Consider the following 12,883-nt stretch of genomic DNA (forward strand, 5'->3'; position numbering starts at 1 on the left):
TGTTTCTTTGACAAAAAGGAGAGTATACGATGACAAAAAATAATTCCCATAGCACAGTAACGCGATGTGCTCGATGTTCTTACATGCTCATGCCCCATGAAGGTTATGATGAAACGTGTGGTACACTCAATGTAACACTGTGCGAAGATTGTTATGCACACCCTTCGATCAATCCTGGGGAATACGCTTACGCGATCAAACTATGCCTCATAAACGATTTTGGCACCTTGTCGCCGTACGAGATGCCGGTGTTTTGGCCACAAAAGGACGACGAACCTCTCGAGATTGAAGAAATCTTAAAAATCACACTTGAAGAATCTGCATCGGACATTCCTTGCGGAAAGACCTGCAAATGCATGAGCATTTCCACAGAAATGCAAGCACGTGCAGAAATGAAAGATGGCAGTCTATGCATTTTTCACCGCATGGAAAACGGAATGCGCAGAAAAGCGCTTATGCTGTACTGGTGGCTTCGCTATTATGAAAAGAGTAACAGCCATCCGGATTTCTGGACGGATTTTACAGAGGACGACATCATGTCCCCGCAAATCCTCGCCACCCATGCTCTCGGCATTGCATAATTTCACCCCATCCATAGCAGTCTGCGCACTGCTATGGATATTTTTTTACAAAAGATCACCAGCTTCCGCCACCACCGCCGCCAAATCCGCCACCCGATCCGCCACCGCTAAACCCCGATCCGCCGGAGCCTGCCGATGACGGTTGCGAAACCATCGTGGCATTATTTGCATCGCTAAACGCGTGCAAACTATGTGCAAAAAGGATCGGTGAAAATGTTGCATCACCGCTTTCATACCACTGTGGCTTTGTTTTATAAATATCCTCAAATTGTTTTGCCCATGCTTCTTCCACGCCGAGCACCATTGCATATGGCAACAACTTTTCAAATCGTTCCAGATTTTTTTCCGGCGCATTATGAAAATTGATCCGATCTTTTTCTGCTGTTTCCATATACAATTTCAACCCCAAAACCTGCTCACGAACGATCGCACCATTTTTTGTCCGTTGTGGCATCACGATGCCAAAACTCAAAATAATAACGGATGAAAGAAATGTCGCTATGCCATAAGCAAGACCTGCCATACTGCCGGCAATAAATGAACCGACAATAAGAAATATGCCGATCGTCACATATGTTGCGCGCACTATTGATGGCGTTCCCGTATAGTATCCCTTCTGCATGATCGCACCTTCTATGCTTTTTTTGATTGCAACGAGATCCTTATAGAATTTTTCTTTAAGGTCTGACATCCTGCGCGTTTGCGCACCGCCAAAAATCGCATCAAATAATAATTTGTCTTGCTCGCTCACATCTGCAGAGCTCTTTCCTGTCTGCGTAAATTCATAATCCTCCGAAGAAAATACTCCTTTTTTGTCGATCTTTTTGATCGTGAGATGGCCATTCACCGCCAGCTGGATGATCGCCGCAGAGACGCTCTTTGGTGCAACGGCATCTTCTGCGATCATCCCAACTTCCGCTGCCGTCAGACCTTCCGGCGCCTCGTAATATGGCACGATCGTCCCTTTACCTTCCGGATCACGCCCTTTGGTGTACCACAATCGCCACATGACTATAAGCACAAAAACAGGTAATCCAAAGATCCAATTGTCCATAAGATATTTGACGATCTTTTGTTGCAATGTCGGCTTGTACACTGTTCCGGCCGGCATGCCGATCACGGTTGTCACACCGGAACCTGACACAAGATTTTCTTGCGCAAATGTCACTGTACGATCATTATTAGTGATCATGTCATCGCATGCGACTGTTGACCCATACGGTCCAGCAAAGCATGCTGTTTTGCTGATCTGTGGTGCATGCACCGTTACCTGCACAGCCTTCATCAGCGCCGACCATCGATCTCCCGTTGCATTCCAATACAACTCGTCGTGATCGTCAAAATAATTGATCGCGCCTGTGACCGTGTATGTGATCACATAAGTGTTCATACCTGTCACAAACTTATCCGCATTCCCAATCTTGATCTGCAGATTATCCCCATCTCGTGCTGTGACAAATGTGTAGGGAACACCATATTGATCTGCGACAGTAATATGATCAAGTGTGATCGTACGATTATCATTTGTCGCATTGGTATATTTCACAGGAACATCACGATAGATCCCATGTCGCTGTGTCGTGCCATAATCATATTGGATCGTTTCTGCCACATCCACCGTTGCATCAGCATTGATCGTCATATCTACATCATATGTTTTGATCTCCTCCGCACGTACGCTGAATATCGGCGCCAAAAGAAGCAGTCCTCCGAAGAAAAAGAATATTTTTTTCATAATAATAAAAAATTTAACTTGTAACTTATTTAATATGACTGTCATTTTTTCTTTTATATAAGCAATTACTGAAAGCCCACTTTTGTCATCCTGAATGTGTTTCAGGATCTCGCATATACGGCTTATATAGATGCTGAAACACGTTCAGCATGACATGGATATTAAATGAGTCTTTGTGTCTTTATTATACCACTATTCCCCATGTAAAGAATAAAGCCCCAATATTTTTTGTAAAATATTGGGGCTTTGGAATCAGTGATGGCACTATTGCACCGTTCCGATGATCTTTTTGATCTCGGCAACGGTCTCTCCTGATCTATTCTGAATAATCGCAGAAAAAAAATACATGCCTCTTTTTGCCCCAAGTAATTTTACTGTGATGGCGAGCAAATCATGCGGTTTGACTTGTTTTTTATATCGGACACCGTCAACGCCCACAACCATTGGAGTTCCCGACAATTCAAAAAAATTCTTTGCCAATACTGCCGCAACCAGATTGGCACATTCGATCTGGCAATGACCTGGGAAAATAGGATTATCACGGAAATGTCCCATAAACCACGGATCATCCGAGCAAATGGTTTTAATTCCGACCATCTCATGCGGTCTTTCCGTGTTGTAGGAAATACGATCAAGCATTTGCGCCGGCCCTGTATGCGGGATCATCTCCGCAATATCTCCTCTCTCAAGAAAAAAAGATTTTTTTTCGTCTGCCATTTCATTCCCTCCATATTGAATGACGTGGATCGGTTTGACACAAAAATGATGCTGTCTTTATAAAATATGAATAAAAGGTACTAATGGACCATTATACCACAAAAACCACCTTAATGCAAGTGTCGATCTTTGTCACGTGTTTTTTTGTGAAAAGAGATGGCAAATCGATGCGCTTCCTCACGCATGCTTTCCAACAACTCTTTATCGGTAATGATCGCATGATTGACTGGAAAAAATGCACTTTTATAGACATCGACCTTTTTACGCGTTGGCCCTTTGGCAACTGCGATCACGGGAATATTTATATCTAGTTTTTGCCATAGATCATCCGCCATGTTGAGATGTCCTTTTCCGCCGTCCAAAACAATCAGCTGCGGTATGCCCCAATCATCGAGATGATTGAGCCGTCGCGCCAGCACTTCTCGCATCGCGCCCACATCATCGATCCCCTGCACAGACTGCACTTTGAATTTACGGTACTGACTTTTATCCGCCACTCCGTTTATAAATACGATCATCGACGCAACCATCGCTTCCCCGCCGATATGTGAAATATCATATGCTTCCACACGCATCTCATGTGCACTAAATCGCGTAAATGCAATGTCCTTTTTCATCAGCGCAATATCATTGATATGTGTGAGTGCAAAGATCTGCCGTTTCACTTTGTCCGCTTCTTCGAATTTTTCTTTTTTTGCCAAAGCGCGCATCTGCTTTTCCAACTTTTCGAGAAGTGCTTTCTTATGCCCGGAGAGAAAAAGCGCGATGTTGCGCATATTGCGTTTGTAGTCCGCCTCAGAGATCGCGCCGTCATACGGTCCGGGACACAGTCCCATTTGATAATGCAGACACCCTTTTTCACTCTGCTCACTGCGATCATGAAATGGAAATATTCGGCGAATGATCTTAAGCGCGATCTTCATCTGATCGCGCGATGTATACGGACCATAAATTTTTCCCTTACGATACATCGCATCCTGAAACTGTTCCTTATCAAAATCCGTCTGTCGTACGATCACAACACGCGGAAACCGTTCTTTGGTAATGACAAAAAAAGAAAAACTTTTATCATCTTTTCCGTCAATATTATATTTTGGCTTATGCGTGCGGATTAGTTCCGCTTCAAGGATGAGCGCTTCAAGTACGCTATCGGTTTGAATTGTTTCAATGTCTGTTGCTTGCGCTACCAATCGTTCGATCCGCTCACCGCGCGTATCATGACCGGAAAAATATTGTCGCACGCGATCACGCAATGACGTCGCCTTGCCCACATACAACACCTCTCGTTTTGCACCACGAAAAAAATACACGCCGGGTGCTTTTGGCAATTCCGTTATTTTTTTCGCGTTATTTTTCATAAATATAGATCATCGTAGCACTGTAAATCTATTCTTTCTTGGAGCGAGGTTTTTCTTCAGCATGGTCAATTTTCTTTTTTGCCGCAATCATCTGTAATTTGTTGATGATCGCCGATTCTGCAAATGAACCGACTTCCGCAAATTGATCTTCAGGGATCATTTCACCATCAAGAGCACCACTCTTCATCACAAACTTATACATGGTCTTCTTTTTTCCGTTGTCGGAAATTTCACGCGCTCCCTGTATGATGCCCGCAAGCATCACATGATGCCCATTGAGATCGATCGCACAGGTCACGCGGTCACGGTCAATAGTGATATTTTTAATTGCATGTGTGATTTGCGCTTCCGTCATCATAACATCCCGTCCTGAGAGATCATTGTCGATCAATTTTTTCCAAAAATTTCTATCCGCATTATGACAAATTGCTTGCGCTTCACACGTCCCCTCATATTTTCGCGCATTCTTGGTCACAAAACCCTGCCCATCAGCCGTCGGCACAAAAAAAGACCTGTATTCTTCGGGGATATCTTCAATACTGTGATATTTATTATCATGAGGATCAAATTGTGGTTTTTCTAAAGACATGTGTGTGTGCTTAGATTTTTACATTCCCATCATAGCAATTTTTATGCGCCTTTACCACATCATTTTGACAGATCCAAATCCTCTGTGATCCCAAGTTGATCGACAAATGATTGCACGTGACTCACTACGATCATCGCACCCTCATATTTTTTGAGTGCCTCCGCAATCACGGGGATATGACGAAAGTTGATATGATTGGTCGGCTCATCGAGAATGAGAAGTCCCGGCTCGAGCAACACAAGTTGTGCAAATGCCACCAATCCCTTTTGCCCTTCAGACAAACTGCCGATCTTTGCCTCCATAACATGCTTGGTCAAGAGAAATCCGCTGGCAACAGCACGCAGTTTTTCCTCTTCTTGTATTTGCATGACATTTAGAAGTGCATCATACACCGTATCATCAAAGTTCAGTGTAGAAAAATCCTGTCGATAATAACCCACACGCACACCATCCAATATTTTTGCACCCTCTGTATTGTTTGATGCCAATCGTTCAAGCAGTGTCGTCTTTCCAATACCATTCGGCCCTTTCAAAAGCAAGTGTTCTTTTTTCTTGAGGACAATATCCACCTTTTTCTCGATGGGTTCGTGATCTTTCATGATGTGCACCGATGTGATCGTGATCACATTCCCCACAAAATCACTTTGCGCAGGGATCACAAATTTACGGATCGTCTTATCCTCTTTGCGCACATCCACTTTTGATGCTTCCATTTCTGCGATCTCATCACGCATTTTCTTCGCCACGAGACGCATCTTACCACCTTTGTTTGCGAAGTAATTCATCTTCTCCTTATTGTCCCGAATCTGCTTTTCGAACTGCGCGTTCTTGCGAATTTCTTTTTCGATCTGCGCTTTGATCTCCTCTACGACAATATAATAATCCCCCACATACTGATCGATCTTGTGATTGAATATATCGAGATACAACACACCATCTGTGAACATGTTGAGGAAATCCGCATCATGAGAGATCACGATGCACGTCTTTTCATACATCATGAGAAACGTGAGCAAATGCCCCACGCCGGAATCATCCAAATTGTTCGTCGGCTCATCGAGAAGTAACACGTCAGGCTCTTGGATCAATGCCGAAGCCAGAAGAAGTCGCGCTTGCTGTCCACCGGAAAAGGCGGAAATCGGTTTGTCCATCGGCAATGTCAGATCGACGGCACGCATCACTTCTTTGATATGTTTGTCCAATTCATAATCCTCTCCTTTAAAATACACGGCAAAAAATTCTCGCACAGTCAACGTCAGCTGTTCGCGCGGGATCACCTGTTGCGCGCATGCGATCGTTTGTCCGTCATTGATATAAATGTGTCCTGCTGTTGGTTTGTATGTCCCCATGATCAAGTTAAAAAGTGATGTTTTGCCCGCACCGTTTTGCCCCATGAGAGCTACTTTTTTTCCTTTGCGCAAAGCAAAAGACGCCTCATCAAGGATCACCTTGCCGTTCTCATATGCAAAATTCACATCGCTAAAACGAATTGCTATTTCTTCCTGTGCCATAAACCTTTTTCTAAGATAAAAAATATTTTTACTGAATTCCCATTGTACAGGAAAAATAAAAAATGTGCAATCAATGTCTTTAGCGTTATTTATAGACACGCAATATTTATATATTACAAGTCTATAATAATAAATCAAAAACGTGCAACTTACACGTTTTTGAATGATATATATCCGGCTATATTTCGACTAGTTCTCAATAATATTTTTTGCTTCTACTACTGCGATTGTGTTTCTAATAGATTTAGCCTGCTCGTATTTTTTTTGCAACTCATCAAATAATGCTTTTGCATCCTCTTCCACAATTTGCGATCCATTTACTATGCCATCATATCCACCCACTGGTCTTCTTGGAATATGCCTTCCTCGAAAACCCTTCTCACGCACATTTACAGCAGAACCATTAATTGTTCCTTTGATAATAATATCTGCTCCATCCTCCTCCTTTTGCAAATCCGTCTTTGTTAAGATTTCGAATTCCTGTTCCGAAATAACACCCTGAGATTTAAGTTTCCGATACTTTTCTTCGGTGATTGCATCCATGTGAACTTGACTTTCTACAGTCTCACCATTTTTTAAAATATTTTGTAAAATTGTGTTCCCTTCTTTTGCTCGATCAGCAACATTATGTTCATAATTAGTTCGTTTTTGATCTGGAGTTGGCTGAGGTATAAATTGATTTTCAAAACCCATACACTTTGAATTAATGATGATATGATTTGTCATATTATCACATCTTTGTTATAAATACAATCTATTGACAAAAATTTAAATACGTGCTATGCTGGTCCGTTAACATAAAGTTCCTTCATATTTAGTCACACAAAAAACAGCAAAAGTCGATTTTACATGCATTTTCAAAAATGTGATGGAAAATAATGCGCTCTCAAAAATGTGAGCTTATTTTTCCCGTCGCATCTGCCAATATCTGGTCGAAAGCGCAAAACGGGGTCAAAAAAATCCGACACCATGCTCGGAAAAGGAGGCAAAAATGCACAAAGATGGATTGTCGCCGCCCGTACAGGGCACCTATGAGTCCCTAAGTGGACATTTAATTTTTGATAATACCCTGCCGGCGCCGGCTGCTGCCTGACAACCTGGCCTCGTCCTTCAACACTGGTACCTACCAAAAAAGGAGGTGAATGCGAATTGACGAATCCACGAGCACCGCCCGGATGAAACCCCCTGAAGCGCAATGTTGTAATAACTGTTGCGCTTTTTAAATTTATTCACAAAACTGTCTGATCGGTCTGATCTACCCAGATTATCTTGCAGCTTGCAGGAGCAGGTTTTATAACCTGCTCCTTTCGTTTTTACAAAACAAACATAAGTCACTTTTTACAGCACGAAAACAAATTATTGCTTCTCCTTGTGCCAAACACTTTACTAGAATTTCTTGACAAGAGAGAGAGAGTAAAATGATACGTATAGACAATAGGATTTTATATTTACATAATGGAAAATTATCAAAAATATAATATTTTATATCTAATTCAATCGTTCATTGCAATTTTTATTGGAGGTCTGATTTATATAATTTACCGAACAGACTCCTTGCTTATGTTTAAATGGTTCTACTATTTGAACTTGGATCAAACAATATTTTTTTTGAAATCATTTAGCATCCCCGTAAACGATCTCATAAAATATAGTTTACCAGATGCTTTGTGGATATATTCTTATATCATGGCAATGTTATTCTTGTGGAAAGGCGCTGTAAATAGAAAAAATATTTTATGGATCTTATTTATCCCCCTAATCGGGATAAGCACTGAACTACTGCAAATATATGGATTTTCAGGAACATTCGACGTCGTAGATATTTTACTTTGTATTTTTGCAATAACATTAGCACTTCTTCAAATACGCTGTTTCAATTTAACAATTAATTATAAAATATGAAACAAAGCAAAGAAAAATTTGGATCAATAATAGTAATTATGCTATTTGCTTTTTTGGCTATCGGTAGTGCAGATACTACTGAAAAATCAACATCTCAACCTGGATCGACGACAGGTGAATCTCAACAAAATACAAATACAGCCCCAGAACCTCCAAAAGAAATTACCTACACTCCTGTTACAGCGAATGTACTATGCTCCGAGTACAAATCAAATGAAATCGCAGCAGACAAAAAATTTAAAGATCAATACCTTGAAGTGACTGGCATTGTCAAAAGTATTGATAGTGATTTCACCGATATGCCGGTTGTACATATAAAGTGTGGGGGAGAATATGATTTTATTAGCGTAGATTGTCATTTTGAAAGTAAAGATGAAGCAGCAACACTTGAAAAAGACAAGACGATAGTTATCCAGGGACGAAGTTCTGGTGAAGTAATGGGCAATCCTCAAATTAATACTTGTAAGATAAAAAAATAATTACAACACTAAAGAGCTTGACTTGCAATCTTGCAGGAGCAGGTTTTATAACCTGCTTCTTTTCATTTTTACAAAACAAGAATGCAAAGCACACTGCAACTGCGTTACTGCAAAATTTGTAAAACAATAGACGGTCTTTAATTATGTATACTGTTCATTTCTTTAAAACCTCGCGCAAGAATTTTGCTGTGTAGCTTTCTTTGTAATATTTGATGACTTCTTCCGGAGAACCTGCAACAATAATTTTTCCACCGCCAGATCCGCCCTCCGGACCCATGTCGATGATCCAGTCCGCTGTTTTGATCACATCCATATTGTGCTCGATCACCACCACGCTGTTCCCGCTTTCCACCAATCGATGCAAAACATCGAGCAATTTTGCCACGTCATCAAAGTGCAATCCCGTCGTCGGTTCATCGAGGATATACATCGTTTTGCCTGTTGCTTTGCGCGCGAGTTCCGTTGCCAGTTTTACACGTTGCGCCTCACCGCCACTGAGGGTTGTCGCACTTTGTCCGAGATGGATATATCCGAGCCCCACGTCTTGTAATGTCTTGATGATCGTATGGATCGCCGGATACGGCTCAAAAAAATCCACCGCCTCATCAACTGTGAGATCCAACACATCCGCGATCGTTTTGCCACGATAGGTAATCTGCAATGTCTCGCTATTATATCGTTTACCTTTGCATACATCGCACGGCAAATACACATCCGCCATAAATTGCATCTCGATCTTGAGCGCACCATCACCATCACAATTGTCACATCGCCCGCCACGCACATTGAAACTAAATCGTCCCGGTTTATATCCCCGGGCTTTTGCCGCCTTTGTCTGCGCAAATAATTCACGGATCGGTGCAAATACACCAGTATAAGTCGCTGGATTGGATCGTGGTGTGCGGCCGATCGGACTTTGGTCGATCAATATCACTTTATCGAGATGCTCCACACCAACGATCTCTTGATACTTACCGGGACGCACTGCACTACGCATGAGCTTATGTGCCAATCCTTTATACAGGATTTCTTCAACAAGCGTTGATTTCCCACTGCCAGATACGCCCGTGACCACTGTCATCATGCCCAAGGGAAATTCTACGGTGATCCCCTGCAAATTATTTTCTCTCGCACCACGTACTGTGAGGATCTTTTTATTTTTTATCAAACGTCGATGTTCTGGCACTGGAATGAATTTCTCACCGCGCAAATATTTTGCCGTCAAAGACTCTTTGTTTTGGATCACTTTTTCCGGCACATCTGCCACAACGATCCGCCCACCGTGCTTACCTGCACCCGGACCGATATCAACGAGAAAATCCGCCGCACGCATCGTCTCCTCATCATGCTCGATCACGATCACCGTATTGCCGAGATCACGTAAATACAGCAATGTTTCCAGAAGCTTTGAATTGTCACGCGCATGCAGTCCGATCGATGGCTCATCGAGAATATACAACACACCCACCAACTGCGATCCGATCTGACTCGCCAGTCTGATGCGCTGTGATTCGCCACCGCTGAGTGTGTGCGCACTGCGCGCAAGCATCAAATATCCCAATCCCACTTTATTCAAAAAACTGAGCCGTGAGATCACTTCTTTAATGATCCGCTCACCGATGATCTTTTCTTGTGTGTTGAGTGGCAATTTTTCAAAAAATTGTACAGCGTCCGTGATCGTCATTTGCGATATTTCATCAATATGTTTTCCACCGATCTTGATCCACAAAACCTCTTGTTTGTATCGACTGCCCTGGCACGCGCTACATGGTTTGCGCGACATATATTGTTCGATATCTTTACGAATACTATCTGATTCTGTTTTTTTGTACCGCTCTTCGAGAAACCCCACAATACCTTTCCATTCCACAGTAAAACGCCATGTGCTCCCTTTGGCACTTTTCATGCTCACAGGAATTGGATCTGGATCCTCATCGCCATGCACCAAAACATCAAATTGTCGCTCGGCCAGATCTTTGAGACGCACATTTTCGGGAATGTGATAATATTGCAAAACGGCATGAAAGATCGCTCCATAGTATGAGTTTTTCTTTTTATTGCTCCACGGCAATACGCCGCCCTGTGCGATCGTTTTACTTGTATCAGGGATCACCATCGTGTAGTCGATTTCTTTTTTTGTACCCAAACCCTCACAGGCCGGACACGCACCATATGGCGAATTGAAACTGAAGAGGCGCGGCTCCAAATCGGGAAAAACGATCTTTGGATGGCGATGGCATGCAAATTTTTGATTATATACAGTCACGGATTTTTTCTTTTTGTCATAAGGACGACGTACATATACCAATCCATCCGCGATCTTGAGCGAGATCTCCACAGCCTCAAAAAGCCGTGAGATTTCTTCCGCATCCGCCTTCATCGTATCTACGATGATCTCGATATTGTGTTTTTTATTGCGGTCCAATGCCAACTCACTGGCGGCATCCAAATTGTGCACCTCTCCATTGATATATGCCTCGAGAAATCCCCTGTCCCACATATCGGAAAATAGTTTCAAATAGGTACCCTTGCGTGCGCGCACGACAGGCGCACAAATTTCAATCTCCTCGCCTTGTGCATTTTCAATGATCTGCGCAACGATCTCATCGGTCGAGAGCACTGTGATCGGTTCATGACACTCCGGACAATGTGGCACACCGATCTTTGCCCAGAGAAGACGCAGATAATCATGCACCTCTGTCACCGTCCCTACCGTAGAACGAGGATTGTGTGACGTCGTTTTCTGATCGATCGAAATCGCCGGCGACAATCCCTCGATCGTATCCACATCCGGTTTATCCATCTGCCCCAAAAACTGCCGCGCATAACTGGACAAACTCTCCAGATACCGTCGTTGACCTTCTGCAAAGATCGTATCAAACGCCAGTGTGGATTTCCCGCTTCCGGACAAACCGGTAAACACCGTAAAACTGTCTCGCGGAATCGTGAGATTGATATTTTTGAGATTATTTTCTCGTGCGCCTTTGATGACAATATAGTCCGATTTATCTTTCATAGTCATCACAGTATAGATCATAAATGATGATCTTTCAAGTAATGATGAAATAATCATTGACAAAGACCTATCAAAATACACGTCTTTGCGAGGAATGCAGTGATAACGGAATGACGAAGCAATCTCACTAAAATATGCTGTTTTTCGTGCAGTGATCGAGATTGCTTCGTCGCTACACTTCGTTCCGATCCTCGTAAAGACGAGACTAATAAGTCCACTATCTTTATATCTTGGAAAAAGGTGAGTGGTTACTATATTGTGCGATAAAATCACTCGGACGCACCCAATCCTCTTTTTTTGTACGCTTCTGCTCTGACTTGAAATATCCAGGTAAAACAGTTCCGTCCCATGCTCCCACATAGATCCCAAAATGCAGATGTTCCTCTTGCCACCAGCCATTATCCACCGTATTGCTCTTACCTACCAATCCGATCACATCTCCCATGTCGACGCGCGCACCTTTTTTCTTGTTTCGCTCACCGAGATGTCCATACAATGTGTAAAAAAGTTTATGTGTCACTGGATGTTTATGCACCACGATGATGATATTACCCCAATTACCTTTTGTCGCACTGCCCGCATGCAGTGCCGAATACACGACAGACCCGCGACCAATTGATACGACAGGCGTCCCCGCAGAGCAGATGACATCTTCACCGAGATGTTCACCCCAATCCACACCTCCAAAAATCCCATACACACCAAAACCCAACCCATTCACACGGTATTCATCGACTGGGTAACACAATTGTCGTGCATAAGGATACGCCATATTACCATTTGATCTGAAATTCCAATTCCTCTCCGTCTTTTCCTCTTTCGTGTTCAATGTTGATCACCGCATCTTTGGGAATGCGTAATTTTTCTCCCGCAACGTGGATCACGAATTTTTCATCTTTTTCCAACACGTCTGCCAAACGTCGCAACTTTTTGATAAACTCTTTTTTCGTATAGACTTTTTCAATATCTCTGTTTTTTGATCTTTGCATACGTGA

At 42.6% G+C, this 12,883-nt stretch carries 11 protein-coding genes; 2 read left to right on the forward strand and 9 right to left on the reverse strand.

What is annotated here, in order from left to right; genetic code table 11:
- Positions 1–29 precede the first annotated feature (29 nt).
- Entirely contained in the window at positions 30–581 is a 552-nt protein-coding gene (locus WC819_03375) for a hypothetical protein (GenBank protein MFA5986361.1), read from the forward strand.
- Positions 582–636: 55 nt separating this feature from the next.
- Here WC819_03375 and WC819_03380 read toward each other — a convergent pair whose 3' ends face one another.
- The 6 genes from WC819_03380 to WC819_03405 form a co-directional block, all read right to left on the reverse strand.
- On the reverse strand, positions 637–2,316 hold the full coding sequence (locus WC819_03380) for a DUF2207 domain-containing protein (GenBank protein MFA5986362.1): 1,680 nt from the start codon (positions 2,314–2,316) through the stop codon (positions 637–639).
- Between the two features lie 264 nt (positions 2,317–2,580).
- Positions 2,581–3,033: a 3-hydroxyacyl-ACP dehydratase FabZ family protein gene (locus WC819_03385; GenBank protein MFA5986363.1), complete on the reverse strand. Its 453-nt coding sequence runs from the start codon at positions 3,031–3,033 to the stop codon at positions 2,581–2,583.
- A gap of 110 nt (positions 3,034–3,143) precedes the next feature.
- Entirely contained in the window at positions 3,144–4,391 is a 1,248-nt protein-coding gene (locus WC819_03390; GenBank protein MFA5986364.1) for a GIY-YIG nuclease family protein, read from the reverse strand.
- 28 nt (positions 4,392–4,419) lie between these two features.
- Positions 4,420–4,980, reverse strand: coding sequence for a hypothetical protein (locus tag WC819_03395; GenBank protein MFA5986365.1), 561 nt, complete (start codon positions 4,978–4,980; stop codon positions 4,420–4,422).
- 59 nt (positions 4,981–5,039) lie between these two features.
- Complete coding sequence (locus WC819_03400) at positions 5,040–6,491, reverse strand: ATP-binding cassette domain-containing protein (protein MFA5986366.1); 1,452 nt, start codon at positions 6,489–6,491, stop codon at positions 5,040–5,042.
- A gap of 189 nt (positions 6,492–6,680) precedes the next feature.
- Positions 6,681–7,217, reverse strand: coding sequence for a hypothetical protein (locus WC819_03405; GenBank protein ID MFA5986367.1), 537 nt, complete (start codon positions 7,215–7,217; stop codon positions 6,681–6,683).
- Between the two features lie 1,172 nt (positions 7,218–8,389).
- Here WC819_03405 and WC819_03410 point away from each other — a divergent pair.
- Entirely contained in the window at positions 8,390–8,872 is a 483-nt protein-coding gene (locus WC819_03410; GenBank protein ID MFA5986368.1) for a hypothetical protein, read from the forward strand.
- Positions 8,873–9,026: 154 nt separating this feature from the next.
- Here the strand turns inward: WC819_03410 and uvrA are convergent, their stop codons facing one another.
- The 3 genes from uvrA to WC819_03425 all read right to left on the reverse strand — a co-directional run bounded on the left by uvrA (position 9,027) and on the right by WC819_03425 (position 12,877).
- Positions 9,027–11,888: an excinuclease ABC subunit UvrA gene (gene uvrA / locus WC819_03415; protein ID MFA5986369.1), complete on the reverse strand. Its 2,862-nt coding sequence runs from the start codon at positions 11,886–11,888 to the stop codon at positions 9,027–9,029.
- A 223-nt stretch (positions 11,889–12,111) separates the two neighbouring features.
- Positions 12,112–12,660, reverse strand: coding sequence for a M23 family metallopeptidase (locus tag WC819_03420; GenBank protein MFA5986370.1), 549 nt, complete (start codon positions 12,658–12,660; stop codon positions 12,112–12,114).
- A 1-nt stretch (position 12,661) separates the two neighbouring features.
- Positions 12,662–12,877, reverse strand: a complete 216-nt coding sequence (locus tag WC819_03425; GenBank protein MFA5986371.1) for an amphi-Trp domain-containing protein — start codon at positions 12,875–12,877, stop codon at positions 12,662–12,664.
- Between the last annotated feature and the right edge of the window lie 6 nt (positions 12,878–12,883).

This window comes from Parcubacteria group bacterium, from assembly GCA_041660065.1.
Lineage (GTDB): Bacteria > Patescibacteriota > Minisyncoccia > Moranbacterales.

Bases quoted from the DNA above. Each gene is read 5' to 3' on its own strand.
- WC819_03375 (MFA5986361.1), top strand. From the start codon at position 30: ATGACAAAAAATAATTCCCATAGCACAGTAACGCGATGTGCTCGATGT.
- WC819_03380 (MFA5986362.1), bottom strand. From the start codon at position 2,316: ATGAAAAAAATATTCTTTTTCTTCGGAGGACTGCTTCTTTTGGCGCCG.
- WC819_03385 (MFA5986363.1), bottom strand. From the start codon at position 3,033: ATGGCAGACGAAAAAAAATCTTTTTTTCTTGAGAGAGGAGATATTGCG.
- WC819_03390 (MFA5986364.1), bottom strand. From the start codon at position 4,391: ATGAAAAATAACGCGAAAAAAATAACGGAATTGCCAAAAGCACCCGGC.
- WC819_03395 (MFA5986365.1), bottom strand. From the start codon at position 4,980: ATGTCTTTAGAAAAACCACAATTTGATCCTCATGATAATAAATATCAC.
- WC819_03400 (MFA5986366.1), bottom strand. From the start codon at position 6,491: ATGGCACAGGAAGAAATAGCAATTCGTTTTAGCGATGTGAATTTTGCA.
- WC819_03405 (MFA5986367.1), bottom strand. From the start codon at position 7,217: ATGACAAATCATATCATCATTAATTCAAAGTGTATGGGTTTTGAAAAT.
- WC819_03410 (MFA5986368.1), top strand. From the start codon at position 8,390: ATGAAACAAAGCAAAGAAAAATTTGGATCAATAATAGTAATTATGCTA.
- uvrA (MFA5986369.1), bottom strand. From the start codon at position 11,888: ATGAAAGATAAATCGGACTATATTGTCATCAAAGGCGCACGAGAAAAT.
- WC819_03420 (MFA5986370.1), bottom strand. From the start codon at position 12,660: ATGGCGTATCCTTATGCACGACAATTGTGTTACCCAGTCGATGAATAC.
- WC819_03425 (MFA5986371.1), bottom strand. From the start codon at position 12,877: ATGCAAAGATCAAAAAACAGAGATATTGAAAAAGTCTATACGAAAAAA.